Origin of the sequence: Streptomyces sp. NPDC088147 (assembly GCF_044741565.1) — a bacterium.
Classification (GTDB): Bacteria; Actinomycetota; Actinomycetes; order Streptomycetales; family Streptomycetaceae; genus Streptomyces.
In genome coordinates this window covers 393,196-408,058 of sequence record NZ_JBIUSY010000004.1, presented here as the reverse complement: position 1 = coordinate 408,058, position 14,863 = coordinate 393,196, and the positions used below count along the sequence as shown (strand labels likewise).

The 14,863-nt window shown below is 71.3% G+C and carries 9 protein-coding genes; 5 read left to right on the top strand and 4 right to left on the bottom strand.

All coding sequences use genetic code 11. The features are described 5' to 3' along the window. Window positions 1-9 precede the first annotated feature (9 nt). Complete coding sequence (locus tag ACIOGX_RS16940; RefSeq protein WP_401913942.1) at window positions 10-1,404, bottom strand: phenylacetate--CoA ligase family protein; 1,395 nt, start codon at window positions 1,402-1,404, stop codon at window positions 10-12. 345 nt (window positions 1,405-1,749) lie between these two features. On the opposite strand from ACIOGX_RS16940, the gene ACIOGX_RS16935 reads away from it, so the two are divergent. After that, on the top strand, window positions 1,750-2,487 hold the full coding sequence (locus tag ACIOGX_RS16935) for a BTAD domain-containing putative transcriptional regulator (protein ID WP_383965028.1): 738 nt from the start codon (window positions 1,750-1,752) through the stop codon (window positions 2,485-2,487). A gap of 99 nt (window positions 2,488-2,586) precedes the next feature. Here the strand turns inward: ACIOGX_RS16935 and ACIOGX_RS16930 are convergent, their stop codons facing one another. Beyond that, window positions 2,587-3,255 carry a class I SAM-dependent methyltransferase gene (locus tag ACIOGX_RS16930; protein ID WP_383975379.1) on the bottom strand — a complete coding sequence of 223 codons (669 nt, stop codon included), beginning with the start codon at window positions 3,253-3,255 and terminating at the stop codon, window positions 2,587-2,589. 16 nt (window positions 3,256-3,271) lie between these two features. Continuing rightward, the gene (locus tag ACIOGX_RS16925) at window positions 3,272-4,456 is read right to left on the bottom strand and encodes an FAD-dependent oxidoreductase (protein WP_401913938.1); all 1,185 of its coding nucleotides are present in this window, start codon (window positions 4,454-4,456) and stop codon (window positions 3,272-3,274) included. 128 nt (window positions 4,457-4,584) lie between these two features. Here ACIOGX_RS16925 and ACIOGX_RS16920 point away from each other — a divergent pair, with 128 nt between their 5' ends. After that, window positions 4,585-8,598: an amino acid adenylation domain-containing protein gene (locus tag ACIOGX_RS16920; protein WP_401913936.1), complete on the top strand. Its 4,014-nt coding sequence runs from the start codon at window positions 4,585-4,587 to the stop codon at window positions 8,596-8,598. Beyond that, complete coding sequence (locus ACIOGX_RS16915; RefSeq protein WP_401913933.1) at window positions 8,595-11,858, top strand: amino acid adenylation domain-containing protein; 3,264 nt, start codon at window positions 8,595-8,597, stop codon at window positions 11,856-11,858. The genes ACIOGX_RS16920 and ACIOGX_RS16915 overlap by 4 nt, the downstream gene beginning before the upstream one ends. A 67-nt stretch (window positions 11,859-11,925) precedes the next feature. Here ACIOGX_RS16915 and ACIOGX_RS16910 read toward each other — a convergent pair whose 3' ends face one another. Continuing rightward, window positions 11,926-12,747 carry an SAM-dependent methyltransferase gene (locus ACIOGX_RS16910; protein ID WP_384763900.1) on the bottom strand — a complete coding sequence of 274 codons (822 nt, stop codon included), beginning with the start codon at window positions 12,745-12,747 and terminating at the stop codon, window positions 11,926-11,928. A gap of 169 nt (window positions 12,748-12,916) precedes the next feature. On the opposite strand from ACIOGX_RS16910, the gene ACIOGX_RS16905 reads away from it, so the two are divergent. Continuing rightward, complete coding sequence (locus tag ACIOGX_RS16905) at window positions 12,917-14,146, top strand: cytochrome P450 (protein ID WP_401913929.1); 1,230 nt, start codon at window positions 12,917-12,919, stop codon at window positions 14,144-14,146. Window positions 14,147-14,155: 9 nt separating this feature from the next. Next, window positions 14,156-14,863: a flavodoxin family protein gene (locus tag ACIOGX_RS16900; RefSeq protein WP_401913926.1), complete on the top strand. Its 708-nt coding sequence runs from the start codon at window positions 14,156-14,158 to the stop codon at window positions 14,861-14,863.

The following is a 14,863-nucleotide window of genomic DNA, read 5'->3' as shown; positions in this document are numbered from 1 at the left end:
GTCGCGGGGTCAGGGGGCTCGCACGGGGCCGGGGCGACGGTCGGCGACCCGCGCGGCCTTCCAGCTGATCAGTGAGCCCTGCTGAGTCCGGGCGTCGAGGTCGTCCACGACCTCGACCCGGACCTCGGCTCCGGTGAGAGCGGTCATCCGGCCGGCGGCCGCCGCCCAGTGATCACGCCCGGGTGCCGGGTCGGCGAACCGCAGTCGCAGCGTCAGCAGATCCGCCGGCGGGCCCGCTGCCGTCGCCCGGTGATCGAGGACGATCTGGTAGCCGAGGCATCGTTCGAGCCCTTCGAGCGCGGCCTCCTCCAGGTCGTACGCCGTGACCGAACGGCCGTCGGCGAACCGGACGTCGTCCTTCGCCCGGCCCAGCACGGTGAGCGCCCGGCCCGGCAGGTCGCCCGGGGTCCAGGGGTCGAACCGCACCAGGTCCCCGGTGCGGTACCGGATCAGCGGCTTCACACCTGGCGTGAGCATGGTCACCACCAGTTCGCCGGTGTCACCGGTGACGGGTTCACCGGTGCCGGGGTCCACCAGCTCCGCCGAGTAGTTCAGTTCGGACAGTCTGAGTCTTCCGTCGGGCCAGCCTCCCGCGATGCACATCGCCTCCTGCGATCCGTACATGCCAGGCCCGACCCGTGCCTGGGGCCAGAGCGTCTCGGCGTTGCGGCGGAACTCCGGCGTGCACACCTCGCCCAGGACCAGGAACTGCGACACCGGCAGATCGGCCGGGTCGTGGCCGGCGCGCAGCACTTCCCGGGCGAGTTCGAGCACCATCGACGGGGCGCACACCACCACGGAGACAGCCAGCTGACGCAGTAGCCTGAGCGCTTTCGCGAACCCCACGCGCGGTGAGTCGGGCCACAGCTTCACATGGCCGAGCCCACAGGACTGGGCGACATTGCCGAAGACATCCCCGAAGGCGTACAGCTCCGAAGGGCCCATCACGGCCACGAACGGCCGCTCACCCGGGAAGCGCCGGGCGAGCATCTCCTGCCAGGCACGGATGATGCCCCGGTTGCTGGCCGCGACCTCCAGCGAGGAACGCGGGCAGGGAGTGGGCGGACCGGTGGTGCCGGTCGTCTCGTAGTACACCTGGGCCTCGCCGACCGGACCGCTGAGAACGGACAGGCCGGCGGTCACGAGGTCGTCCTTCGTGGTGAAGAACGTTCCCCCGGCGGCCTCCCGCTCGCGGCCCAACCGCTCCGCGTAGAAGGGAGAACGGGCTCTGACCCAGTCGGTCACCTCGGCGGTGCGCTGTCCGCGCCACGCGCGGAGTACCTCCGAGGAGGGATCGCCGTCCCATCGCTCTTCGATGTCCAGCAACGATGTGTAGTACGAGGCATGTTGTTCGTCGTCGGGCGATGGGGCCTTCGGCGCGCCGACTTCCATCCTGAGCGTCATGCGCTGCACGCTAATGAGCCCCGGTTCGGGATGGGTTATGCGAAAAGGAATTACTCCCTTTCGGCGGAGGTTTAGGAGGTCGGTTGCCAGGGTAAGGAGGGGTGTTTATTTCATGATCGATAAAGGAGGAAATGCCACGTCGGGATCACCTTGGACGCTTTCTTTCTTATTTTGGATCATTTAAGCTTGGCCTGTCGCCCCTGTAGGCAGTTGCTTCAGGAGGTACTGACGAAGTGTCTGCGCCGGGGGAGGGCGATTCGTTCACACGGGGTGAGATCACAGGGGAAGCTGGGGGGAAGCGTGGTCTGTGGTGAAGTGCAGGTCAGATTGTTAGGCGGGTTCGAGGTGGCCGCCGACGGGGTGTCCATCACCCGGTGGCGTGCCGGCAAGGCCAGGAGCATGCTCCAATACCTCATCACCCGCAGGGGTGTCGTGGTGCCCCGCGAGATCCTGAGCGAGGTGCTGTGGCCGGGCGAGGACAAGTCGCCCAGCAGTAGTTCGCTGAAGGTCGCCGCGCATGCCCTGCGCAAGGCGCTCGCCGACGGGGCCCTCATGGACGACCGCTCGGGTGTGCGAGTGGAGTACCAGGACTTCGGGTACATCTTGCAGGCGCCGGGGGCCTGGGTGGATTGCGAGGCCTTCCGCGGACACGCCAAGAGGGGGATGTCTTTCGAACGGAAAGGCGACCGGGCCGCCGCGGTCCGGGAGTACGAATCCGCGGTCTCTCTGTACCGCGGCCCCTTTCTTCCGGCAGAGGAGTCGCGCTGGGCGGAAGAGGAAAGGGTCTGGTATCAGTCGACGGCCCTGAAAGTCGTACAGCGGCTCGGCGCACTGGCCGTCGAGTGCGGAGACGATTTCGGTGCGATCGAATGGTGTCAGCGGGCCAGCGATATCGACCCGTACAACGAAGGAACGTACCGCCTGATGATGGAAATCCACGGAAAGCGTGGAGAGCTCGGAATGGCGCTGAAATGGTACAGCGTTTGCGAGAGCCGTCTTCTCGGTGAACTCGGTGTATCGGTCAGCGGGGAGACGCGGATGGCGCTGTCGGCGGTCATGCGGCGATGTGACGTGACGACGTAGCGGCGGTACGCGCGGCAGCGCGACACCGCCGGCACGAGGCGGCCGGTCCGGGCGGGCGCACCGCGCCCGCCCGGACCGGCCGGCGCCGTCTCAGGACGCTCAGCGGTGCGCCTCGAAGAACGCCACGGCACCGCGCGTCCGCACGGAATAGCGGCGAAAGCGTGCGCTGAGCTGCGACGTGAGCTCCTCCAGGCTGTCTTCCGTATTCCGGAACGAGCCGGCCTGGTTGTACTTCTCCATCATCCAGCGCCCGTGGGCCGGCAGCCGGATGTCCTTGCCGAGTACGGTGCAGCCGAAGAGGACCCCGCCGTCGGCGAGGAGCGGCCGGATGTTGTCGAACACCACGCCCTTCTGCTTCATCGTCCCGGGCAGACAGTGCAGCACGTTCTGCAGGGCGATCGACTCGAACTTCTCGTCTCCGAGATCGAGTTCGCCGAGCACGTCGCGAACCACGGTCCTCGGTGCGTAGCGGGCGACGCGTCTGGCCGCGGTGCGCAGCACCAGCTCGTTCAGGTCCAGCAGTGTGACGCGTGGCCTTCCCGCGGGGAACCGGCACTTGTCGAGGAAGAAGCCCGAGCCCGGCCCGATGTCGAGATGATGCCCCCGGACACTGTCGTTGTAGAAGGACAGCATCGTCCGGCGCGAGCACCGCCACGCGACGGGACAGACCATCCCCAGCGCTATCGGGTCGTAGATCATCAGTACCGGCTTGGTGTACATGTCGGCGTCGCCGCGCAGGCCGGTGGGCTCATCCGTCGGTCCGGTCATCTTCGTCCTCCTGGTGTCATGGCGTCAGCGCCGCGGAATGCAGGCGGTACTCCTCGGGCGTCATCGCACCGGCGACCGCCGCGCCGTACAGGGCGCTCAGCTCCGGTGAGGCGGCGACGTGCCGCAGCTCCTCCAGCCGCTCGGCCTCCACGTCCAGCCGGGCCACCGCGAGCGTGGAGCGGTAGAACGGCATCATCCGGCGGTCCCGTTCCGCCGCGTAGCCGGCCAGCGCGGCGTCGAGCCGCGAAGGTTCCATGGATCCCGCGCCGGCCACGGCCCGAGCCAGCAGATCGGCCTGTACGAACGCGTCCGTGATGCCGCGCGCGGTCAGCGAGTCCTTGTGGTGGCCCGCGTCCCCGACCAGTGCCCAGCCGGGGCCGGCGGCCGTCCTGAAATAGTTCTGCTGGTCGCCCATGCCGATCAGCCGCCCGATCCGGGTGGCATCCGCCAGTTGTCCGGCGACCCCCGGGGCGGCGGTGCGCACACAGCGGTCGTACGCGCTCTCCACGTCGAGCCGCACCCGGGCGAACTCGGACTGCCGGAAATAGCAGGCGACCACATGCGCCTCCGACGTGGGGATGACACCCACCCACAGCCCGTCGCTCTGGTACTGCTCGAAACCCGCGTCCAGCCCGGCCCAGTACCCGTACAGACAACAGCTCAGCTTCGAGTGCACCGCGTACGAGGAGGACGACACCAGCTTCGCCACCGTCGACCTCAGCCCGTCCGCGCCCACCACCAGACCCGCGCGGGCCTGCTGCCAGCGGCCCGCGCGTCGGTACCGCACGCCGGCCGGACGCCCGTTCTCCTCCTGGAGCCCGGTGACCGACGCGCCGTGGACCACGGCCACGCCCGCCGCCTCGGCGGCCCGGCACAGCACCTCGTCGAGATCGCTGCGCCGCGGCGCGTACGCGGCGTCGCCACCACCGACGAACGGACCGGGCGCGCGCAGCTCCACGTCCCCCACCCGGTAGGTGAGCCCGGTGATGGGCGGCGCCCCCGTCGCCCTCACCTGCTCCAGGACCCGCCAGTCCCGCAGGAAGGCGACCCCCTGCTGATGGATGTACAGGGTCGACAGCTTGTCGGTGCCACGCTCTCCCCGGTCGAGGAGCAGCACGCTCAGGCCCTGCCGGGCGAGCAGCGTCGCCAGCGGCGCGCCGCCGCACCGAGCGCCCACCACCACCACGTCGTACGTCTCCATGGCCCCTCCTCGCTCGGAATGGTCGTCCGTCGCGGTTAGAGGGAAGTTACGCACCTCGCGGGGAGGTACGGGGCCCTCATAACCCGTCGCTCCTAGCTTTCGGCGGACAACCACGTCGGGAGGCCCATGTGACATCCATCGAGGACGAGTGGCCCGCTCTCTCTCCGGCACAACGCCGCCTGCTGGAGTCGATGACGGGGAACTCCGTGCCGGGCAAGGCCGCCGATCCGGCCGTACGGCGGGCCACCGACGCCCCGGCCAGCCACGCGCAGCGCCGGATGTGGCTCGTCCACGAGCTGGCGCCGGGACCGGCCTTCACGGTGCCGATCCTGCACCGGATCTCGGGACGGCTCGACGTACCGGCGCTGACCGGCGCCTTGACGATCATGCTGGAACGGCACGAGGTGCTCAGAACCACCTATCACGAGGTGGACGGCGAGCTGCGCCAGCAAGCCGGGCCGGTGCCCGCGACCGTCCTCTCCCGGCACTCGGTCGCCGACCTGCCCCCGCGGTTCCGCGAGGAGGCCGCCGAACGGCTGGTCCACGCCGAGGCGGCGAAGCCGTTCGACCTCGCACGCGGACCGGTGTTCCGCGCGGCGCTGGTGGAGATCGACAGCGAGCACTGGCTGTTGCTGCTGACCATCCATCACATCGCCTGTGACCAGTGGTCCATGGGCGTCTTCATGCGGGAACTCGCGTCCGTGTACGAGGCGAACGCGGCATCGGAGGCGGTGCGGCTGCCACCCGCGGGCCGTTCCTACGCCGAGTTCTCGCGCCAACAGGCCGAACGCGAATCGACCGGCGGATTCGAGGAGGGGCTGGCCTACTGGCGTGACCGGCTCCGGGACCTGCGCCCCCCGGCGCTGCCCACCGACAGGACGCGTCCCGCCGAATCGGCCCAGCTCGGTGGCGAGGTGGCCCGCTGGGTCGAGTCCGGGGTCGCGCGGCGGGTGCGTGCCGTCGCGGCGGAGTGCGGCGCCTCCCCCTTCATGGTGGTACTGGCCGCTTTCCTCGTGGTGCTGCGTGCCTACCAGCGCCGTGACGACGTCGCGGTCGGTACGACGGCGGCCGGACGCGACTCCGAGGACCTGGCCGGAGTCGTCGGCTTCTTCGTCAACACCCTGGTGCTGCGGACCGAGGTGCGTGCCCACGACACCTTCGCGGACGTCGTCGCGTCCGTGAAGGCGGCCGTGCTCGGCGGTCAGCCGCACGCGGGCATTCCCTTCGAACTGGTGGTGGACACCCTGGAGGGCGTCCGCGACGGGACCGGGCGCTCGGTCACACCGGTGCTGTTCCAGCAGGACAACACCCCCGACAGCGCACTGCGGCTGCCCGGCCTGGACGCCACCCTCGACGACGACTTCGTCGCGGGCACCGCCAAGTACGACCTCCTCGTCAGCGTGCGCAACCGGCCCGACGGCACCCGGCTGCACTTCCAGTACGACGCCGAACTCTTCGACCGCTCCACCGCGGAGCGCATGCTCGCGGCGTACGAGGCCTGTCTGACAGCCGGCGTGCTCGATCCCGCGCGCCGGGTCCTGGACCTCCCGGTGATGGCGGACGCGGAAGCCGCCGAGCTGGCCCGGCACAACGACACCGCGCGGAAGTTCGAACTGCCCGACAGCCTCCACGGGTTGTTCGCCCGCCAGTCACGGGTCACGCCTGGAGCACTCGCCCTCGTCGAGGCCACCGGCGACCGGTGGTCGTTCCACCAGGTGTCCGAGCTGGCCGGCCGCGTCGCCACCGCCCTGCTGCGGCGGGGTGTCGGACGCGGCGACATGGTCGGAGTCCGCCTGGAGCCCGGGGCGCACTACCTCGGTGCCGTGCTCGGCGCCATGGCCGCCGGGGCCGCCTTCGTGCCGATCGACCCGCACTACCCCGCTGAGCGGGTCGCGCTCATCTCCCGTACGGCCGCCCTCGCGCTGCTCATCGACGAGGACGACGTCACCGTGCCCGTGCTGGAGGCCGAGGGACGGGACGGTGGCACCCCGCTGCCCGACGTGGGCCACGACGATGTGGCGTACGTCATCTTCACCTCCGGTTCGACCGGCCGCCCGAAGGGGGTCGCCGTACGCCACGGAGGCATCCTCAACAACCTCGCCGACCTGGCGGAACGGCTCGGCCTGGGACCGGACGACCGGGTCCTCACGGTGTCGTCGCCGAGCTTCGACATGTCGGTCTTCGAGCTGCTCGGCGTGCCGGGCTTCGGTGGTGCCGCCGTCGTGGTCGACCAGGAGCTGGCCCGCGACCCCGCGCACTGGGAGGAGAGGGCGGTACGCCACGGTGTGACGGTGTGGAACTCCGCACCGGCCCTGCTGGAGATGTTCCTCGGCCATCTGGAGAGCGGCTCGGCCGAGGAGGCGCCGCCCCTGCGCTGCGCGGTGCTCGGCGGCGACTGGGTCGCCCTCACGGCGCCCGCCCGCTGGTACGCCCTCTTCCCGGACAGCCGGTTCGCCGTCCTGGGAGGTGCCACGGAAGCCTCGATCCACTCCACGTACTACTCCTGCACGACGGTCGCGCCGGACTGGAAGTCGATTCCGTACGGGAAGCCCATGGCGAACCAGACGGCGGTCGTGGTCGACGACGACGGCCGGCTGAGCCCCGTCGGAGTCCCCGGCCACCTGCTTCTCGGCGGCGACGGCCTGGCGGCCGGATACCACCGGATGCCCGAGCTCACCGCCGAGCGGTTCGTGCATGTGCTGGGCGCACGGCGCTACCGGACCGGCGACATCGCCAAGTGGCGTCCCGACGGGTACCTGGAACTGCTCGGCCGCGACGACGACATGATCAAGATCCACGGGCTGCGCATCGAGCCCGGGGACATCGAGTCGGCGCTGAACGCGCTCGGCGACTTCCACAAGGTCGCGGTGCTGGCCGCCACCGGGCCCGGCGGCGGCAAGGAGCTCGTCGCCTATGTGGCGACCGACCTCGACGTGGACACCAAGGAGTTGCGAGGTGCCCTCAGGACCGTGCTGCCGGGGTTCATGGTGCCCGCCAGGATCAAGGTGCTGCGCTCGTTCCCGCTGTCACCGAACGGCAAGACCGATCGCCGAGCCCTCGCGGCGAGCGACCTGGCGCCGCCCGCGCCGGGACCCCTCTCCGAGCCGCCGGCCACACCGACGGAACGCCGGGTCGCCGAAGCCTGGACCCAGGTGCTCGGGGCCGAGGCCCTCGGCAGACACGACGACTTCTTCGAGCAGGGCGGCGACTCCTTCAAGGCGGTGCGCGCCGCACAACTGGTCTCGCGCGATCTGCCGGCGTCCGCGGTCTTCAAACACCCGACCGTGGCGGCGCTCGCGGAGCACTTGGACGGGGGAGCCGGCGCGGACCACGGCGCACTCGACCTGCTGCTGCGCCTGTCGGCGGGACCGGCACAACCGCCCGGCGAGGCTCCGGGACGGCAACGGGACCGTCTCGTCTGCCTCCCGCACGGCGGCGGGAACGCCGTCGTCTACCAGCCGCTCGCCGACGCCTTGGGCGACCGCTTCGATGTCTGGGCCGTCAACCTGCCGGGCCACGACCCGGCGGACCGCCGCGACCTGCGGGGCATCCGCGAAGTGGCCCGGCGATGCGCCGAGGAGATCGCCGGCCGGCTCCCGGGCCCTGTGGTGATCTACGGTCAGTGCGCGGGCTGCGCCTCGGCCGTCCAACTGGCGCGTGCCTGTGAGGCCAGGGGCGTCGAGGTGCGGGCCGTGTTCCTCGGCGCGGCGCTTCCCGACCTGGATCCCGAGGGCTCGATGCGACTGGTACGGGAGGCGGAGGACGACCTGCTCCTCGGACACATCCGGGGCCTCGGTGGCCTGGCCGGCGTACTCGACGACAGCGACCTGACGAGAATGCTGCGGGTGGTCCGCCACGACCTGCGGGAGATGATCACGCTCTACCACGAGGAGCACGGCAGGGACATCGAACCGATCACGGCACCGGTCCACTGTGTCGTCGGCAGCGAGGACCCGGCCACGGCCGGTTTCGAGCAGCGGTACACGGACTGGGGCCGGTACGGCGCCGGGGTGACCCTGTCGGTCATCCGCGGTGGTGAGCACTACTTCTCCAAGCACCGGCCGCACGAGCTCGCCGAGGTGATCGTCTCGAGGCTCGGGGACGCCGGGGACGGCGCGTACCGGGAAGGACGGGCCCGATGACCCTCGAACGGTGGGCGGCGATGAGCCAGGAGGAGCGACGACAGCGCGTCGGCGCCGCGGCCCCGGCCGGGCGGGACCTCTCCGATCCCGCCGTCCCCGTACCCGCCTCGGTGGGGCAGGCCGCGCAGTTCTACGTCGACCAGGCCGTGGGTGACGCACCGTCCCCGTACGCCGTCCCCTTCGCGCTGGAGCTGCTGGGAACGTACGACGAGGCGGCGCTGACCGAGGTCGTGGAGAAGACGGCCGCCCGGCTCCCGGTGCTGCGCGGCCGGTTCGAGGCGGACGGCCACGGAGCCCTGTGGTCGGTCGTGGCCGGCACGCCGCCGGTGCGGGTGCGCACCGAGGAGGCGGCCCGGGTGTGGGAGCGGGCGGCGGAACTGGCCCGCGAGCCGGTCCGGATGGAGCGGGGCGGACTGTTCACCGCGACCCTCCTGCGGTCCGCTTCGGGGACCGAGCCGGACCTGTTGGTGCTGATCGGCCATCACGCGGTCGCCGACGGCATGTCGATGGCGGAGATCGTCAGCATGGTGGCCACCGGGTACCGGCGGCGTTCGGTGCCCGGCGGACCGCACGAGCCCGCCTTCCGGGGGCTCGCCCGGCAGGGTGCACTCGGCGGCGGGGATGTCTCCGTATCCGCCGCGGAGTGGTGGCGCGGGCATCTCGGCGGGCGGCCTCCCGCGCGGCTGCCCGGCGATCTGCGGCCCGGCGGGGCGGCCGGCCGCTACCGGGGCGACCACGTCACCGTCGACCTGCCGGCCCCGGCGTGGGAGCGGCTGCGGGCGGTCGCGCACACCGAAGGGGGCGGAGAGGCGGCGGCGGTGCTGGCCTGCCTCGCCGCTGTCGTGTCGAGGCACTCCGGCACACCCGACGCCGTATACGGGCTCTCCGTCACCGGGCGGTCCACCTCGTCACAGATGGAGTGCGTGGGCCCGTTCGCCGACACCGTCCCGGTCCGGGTCCACGCCGACCCGGCTCGCACGGTGCGTGAGGTGGTCCGCTCCCTCGTCGACGGGCCCGCCTGCGGGCGCACCCCGTACGAGGTGCCCTTCGCGTCCTTGGTACGGGCCCTCGGCGCGCCACGGAACCCCGGCCGCAATCCGCTGTACGAGGTGCTCGTGACCATGGACCCGTTCGTCGCGGACGATGTCGTGGCGGTGGACGACGGCTTCGGCTGGCGCGTCCACGGGCTGCACAACGGCACGGCCCGGGTCGGCCTCCAGATGACGGTGTCGCCGAACGGGGAAGCCGCCCGGATCCGCTTCGACTTCGCCACCGCCACCTACTCACGCCGCCACATCGGACAACTGGCGGCCGAGTTCGTGGCACTGGTCGAGGGCATGGCCGAGGGAGACGGGCCGCTCGGCTCGCTGACCGTCCCCTACGACAGTGCCGCGGTGTCCGTCACACCGGGGCCGGTACGGGCCCCGGCCGCACTGGCGTCCTTCGACACGGCGGTGAGCACCTGGCCGGACCGCGTCGCGCTGAGGACACCGGACGCGGAGATCGACTACCGCGGTGTCGACGCCCGGTCCGACGCGCTCGCGTCCCGGCTGGCCGCGCGGACCCGACCCGGAGACGTTGTCGCCTGCCTGCTGGAACACTCCGCCCTCGTGCCGATCACCCTGCTCGCCGTGTTCAAGGCGGGCTGCGTGTACCTCCCGGTCGATCCGAGGCTTCCCGCCGAGCGGCTGCGGATGATCCTCGACGACGCCGGTGCCCGGCTGCTGGTACGGGACGCGCCCACGGCGGGCCGGGACGACGGGCCGCTGTTGTCCGACCGCACGGAGGCCGGCGGGAGTCCGGCTCCGGGGAGCGGCGGCGGGGAACCGCTCACGGGGGAGGGGCTGGCCGCGGCGCCCTTCGTCCGGCGGTCCTGCGACACCGCGTATCTGATGTTCACGTCCGGCTCCACGGGCCGGCCCAAGGGCGTCCGGGTGAGCCATCGCGCGCTCTCCACGTTCGCCGCGGCCATGGCGAGCAGGGGTTTCGCAGGGAGCGGGCACCGTGTGCTCGCCATGACGGCCACCACCTTCGACATCTCGCTGTACGAACTTCTGTTGCCCCTCACCGCGGGGGCGACCGTTGTGCTCGCCGGCGGGGCGGGCGTGCACGGCGTCGGCCGCGCGGTGCGGCTGATCCAGGAGGGGGCGGTGGACGTGGTGCACGGCACGCCGTCGCTGATGAAGGTCCTCATGGCCGGAGGCTGGCGGCAGGAGCACCGGATTCCCCGGGTGCTGTCCGGCGGCGAGGTCCTGCCGCCGGACGTGGCCGGCGAACTGGCCCGCCGTACCGACGAGTTGGTCAATCTCTACGGGCCCACCGAGGCGACGGTGTGGGCGCTGGGCGCGACCGTGTCCGCCACCGACGCCGACAGCGGCGGCGACCTCCCGATCGGCACGCCGTTGCCGGGCTACACCGCCTGGGTGGCCGACCCCGGGACACTGCGCCCGCTGGCGCCCGGCATCGTCGGCGAGCTGTGCCTGGGCGGTCCGGCGCTCGCCGACGGATACGCGGGACAGCCCGAGGCCACCGCGCGCGTCTTCGTCGAGGCGGAACCCGGCCGTACCTACCGCACCGGTGACCTCGCGCGCCGTCGCGGAGACGGCACGTTCGAGTTCCTCGGGCGCGCCGACGACCAGGTCAAGGTGCGGGGCCACCGCGTCGAACTCGGTGACATCGAGGCCGCCGCGCGTCGCTCGCCCGGCGTGCGGGACGCCGCCGCGGCCGTCCGGGACGGCACCCTTCACCTCCTGGTGACCGGCGAGGACGGGGCGGCCCGTGCGGTGCGGGAGCGTCTCCCGGCACTCTTGCCCGAGCACATGGTGCCGTCGGTCGTGGGGCAGTCCGCGTCCGTACCGCTGAGCACCAGGGGGAAGGTCGACCGGCGGCGGGTCGTCGAGGAGGCGGCGGACGGCGCCGTGACGGGGCGGGCGCGGGGGCCGGCTGGGCCGGACGCCGCCGAGCCGACCCCGCACGAGGAATGGGTCATGGCCGGCTGGTCGGCCATGACGGGCGGCGAAGTCGGCGTGGCGGACAACCTGTTCGAGATCGGCGGGCACTCCCTGACGGTCGCGCGGACCGTGGCCAGGGCGAGGGACGAACTCGGCCTGGAACTCCTCATGGACGACCTGTTCTCGGACGCCACCCCGCGCGGCGTGGGGAAGCTGCTGGACGCGGCGCGTGCGGAGCGGGACGCGCTCGTGCGGTTCGTGGCCTCCCTCGACGACGAAGAGGCCGAACGTCTGCTGGGCGAGCGCTGAACGGCCGGTGCCCCGGCAGCCGGAGGGGCTGCCGGGGCACCGGCCGTCCGGGCGACGGCGGGCGTCTTCAGACCTTCCTGCCCACCCCGGCCACGGCCCGCTTGAAGGACACCACCTCCGGCGGGATCTCCTCGTCCGGCCGCCACGCGGGGGTGGACACGACGCCGGGCTCCAGCAGTTCGTAACCCTCGAAGAAACGCAGGACGTCCCGTTCGAACCGCGGGAACATCGGCTGGATCTCCTCCCGGTAGAGCCGCAGCACCTCTTCGGCGCCCTCCGGCCAGTCCTCCGACGTCAGGGCATGGGAGAGGATCAGATAACTGCCGGGGGCCGTGGCGTCCCGGAAGCGGGCCAGCAGCCCCCACGGGTCGTCCTCGTCGGAGACGAACGGGAACACGCCGGTGAGCACCAGGGCGACCGGTTGCGAGAAGTCGAGCGTGTCACGGACCAGGGCGTTCCCCAGTACGGCCGCCGGGTCCTGGACAGCGCCCCGCACGGCTGCCACGTGTTCGGTGTCACCCAGCCGGTCCCGCCACGCGGTCACGGCGTCGGCCTCCACGTCGACGTAGACGACCCTGGTCTCCGTCCGCCGGGCGGCCACCACCTCGTGCAGGTTCGGCGAGTCCTCGGTGGGAAACGCGCACCCGAGGTCGAGGAACTGCCGCACCCCGAACTCCGACGCGAGTGTCCGGGCGGCACGGAGCATGAACCGGCGGTTCTCGCGGGCCACCGCCGGAGTGCCCGGATTGATGCTCAACAGGCGCGCCAGCGCCACCCCGTCGGCTTCGGCGACGGTGTCCCCGCCGATGAGCCGGCCGTAGATGCGGCACGCGTTGGGCCGTTCGCCGGCCTCGTTGCCGAGGGAGTGTTCCTTCTCTTCCGTGGTCATGTGAAGAACCCCTGCCGTCAGCGCCCGTCACCGGGGGCTTGCCGTTATGGACGGCCGAGGCTCGCACCACGGGGTTCAGCCACGGTTAAGCGGCCGACGACGACGGACGAGCCGGGATAACCGCCGCGGTGCACAGTGAGACCTCCGGCGAACAGAGGAGCTGACGCACATGTCCGTCCGCGAGGCCGTACCACTGACTGTCGAGCACTTCAGTGACGTCGCGTCCCTGGAGCGCGATCTGGGCACGCGCCGCGGTTGCGTGCCCATCCTGCTCCCCGACGGGATGCCGGCCTGGCTGGTGCTCGGCAACGCCGAGATGAAGGAGGCGCTCTCGCACCCCGGTCTGGTCCGCAGCGTGTCGGCCGCCAACGAGAAGCTGATGCCCTATCTCACCCTGGCGAACAGCGACTTCCCGCTGAGCCGGCACCTCCTCTTCGCCGACCAGCCCGACCACGGCAGGATGAAGGAGAGCGTCAAGAAGGCGTTCACCCGGGGCCAGGTCGAGAAGCTCCGTCCGTGGATGACGGAATTCACCCACGGTCTCATCGACGAGATCGTCGAGAGGGGCGAGGCGGACTTCATACCGGCCGTCGCCCTGCCCCTTCCGATCGCGGTCATCAGCGAGGTTCTCGGTGTGGAGGAGGACCGGCGAGCCGACTTCGAGGCGCGGGCCGCGGTCATCACCGGCGTCAACACCTCTGCCAACGGCGCCGACATCGCCGCCGCGGGCGAGTGGTTCGACGCGTTCGCCGGTGAACTGCTCGCCAGCCGCCGGGGGGACCCGCGCGACGACGTCATGACGACGATGGCCGAGGCCGTCGACGACGGTCGGATGACGGAGCGGGAGGCACGGTCCAATGCCTTCCTGTTCCTGTCGGCGGGCTTCGAGACGACGGTCAACCTGCTCGCCAACGGTCTCCTCGCACTGCTGCGCCACCCCGGGCAACTGCGGCTCTTCCGCGAGGACCGGTCCCGCGACGCGACGTTGCGAGGACTGGAGGAGATGCTGCGCTACGACAGCGCCGTATCGGGCATCACCTACCGTTTCGCCGCCGACGACCTCCAACTCGCGGGTGTGAGGATCCCCAAGGGAGACCACGTGGCGATCTGCCTGCCCACGGCCAACCACGACGAGCGCGCCGTGTCGTGCCCCGCGCGCTTCGACGTGCGCCGTGAGACCAACCCGCATCTGAGTTTCGGGCACTCCACCCACTACTGCATCGGCGCTCCCCTGGCCCGGCTGGAGGGCGAGATCGCCTTCCGCGTCACGGTGGACCGGCTGGCCGGTCTGGAACTGGCCGTCCCCGAGGAGCAGCTCGCCTGGAAGCCGAGCTTCACCGTCCATCGGCTGAGCCGGCTTCCGGTCCGGTTCCGGCCCGGCGCTCGCCGTACTCGGTGAGGGACGGTCATGACTCACACCAGGACGGACGGCGCCGGTACGTCCGCGAAGCGGCTCAGGTTCCTCGCCCTGAACGGCTCCGAGCGCCCGGACGGCAACATCACGCACGCGCTCGGACAGGTCGAGAAGATCCTGGCAGGCGAGGACGCGGATCTCGAAGTGGTACGCCTGTGGGACCTGCGTCTGTCGCCGTGCGGGCCGTGCGGTGACTGCAACTTCCGCAGCAGGCCGTGCGAGATCGAGGACGGGTTGCCGGCGCTGATCGAGCGGATGGCCGCCGCGGACGCCCTCATCTACGCCACGTCCGTGCACGGATTCGGATCAGCGCCGACCATGCCCACGTTCCTGGAGCGCTCCGGAACCGGTCATCTGCGGTTCGACCGCGTGCTGACCAACAAGGTGGGCGGCGTCTTCGTCACCGGACGCAGGTACTCCCACGTCGAGGTGCACAACCAACTGCTCGACAACGTCCTGCTGAACCGCATGATCGTCCCCGGGTACGGCTTCCCGGCCGTGTTGTTCGGCAATGAGAAGGGCGAGGTCCTCACGGACGAGGAGGGCATGGAGATGCTTCGCCGCATGGTGGTCCGGATGGCGCGGCTGGCCCGGGTGCTCCGCGAGCACCGGCAGCTCACCGGCACGGACCTGCTGGCCGACGAGTTCGCCGGCGAACGGGACCGGTCCCCCGTGGGCGTCCCGGCCAGGAGGCCGGCGTAA

What these genes read in the sequence shown, in the direction of transcription:
- ACIOGX_RS16940 (WP_401913942.1), bottom strand. Translation starts at nt 1,404, where the DNA reads ATGACGCTCAGGATGGAAGTCGGCGCGCCGAAGGCCCCATCGCCCGAC.
- ACIOGX_RS16930 (WP_383975379.1), bottom strand. Translation starts at nt 3,255, where the DNA reads ATGACCGGACCGACGGATGAGCCCACCGGCCTGCGCGGCGACGCCGAC.
- ACIOGX_RS16925 (WP_401913938.1), bottom strand. Translation starts at nt 4,456, where the DNA reads ATGGAGACGTACGACGTGGTGGTGGTGGGCGCTCGGTGCGGCGGCGCG.
- ACIOGX_RS16915 (WP_401913933.1), top strand. Translation starts at nt 8,595, where the DNA reads ATGACCCTCGAACGGTGGGCGGCGATGAGCCAGGAGGAGCGACGACAG.
- ACIOGX_RS16910 (WP_384763900.1), bottom strand. Translation starts at nt 12,747, where the DNA reads ATGACCACGGAAGAGAAGGAACACTCCCTCGGCAACGAGGCCGGCGAA.
- ACIOGX_RS16905 (WP_401913929.1), top strand. Translation starts at nt 12,917, where the DNA reads ATGTCCGTCCGCGAGGCCGTACCACTGACTGTCGAGCACTTCAGTGAC.
- ACIOGX_RS16900 (WP_401913926.1), top strand. Translation starts at nt 14,156, where the DNA reads ATGACTCACACCAGGACGGACGGCGCCGGTACGTCCGCGAAGCGGCTC.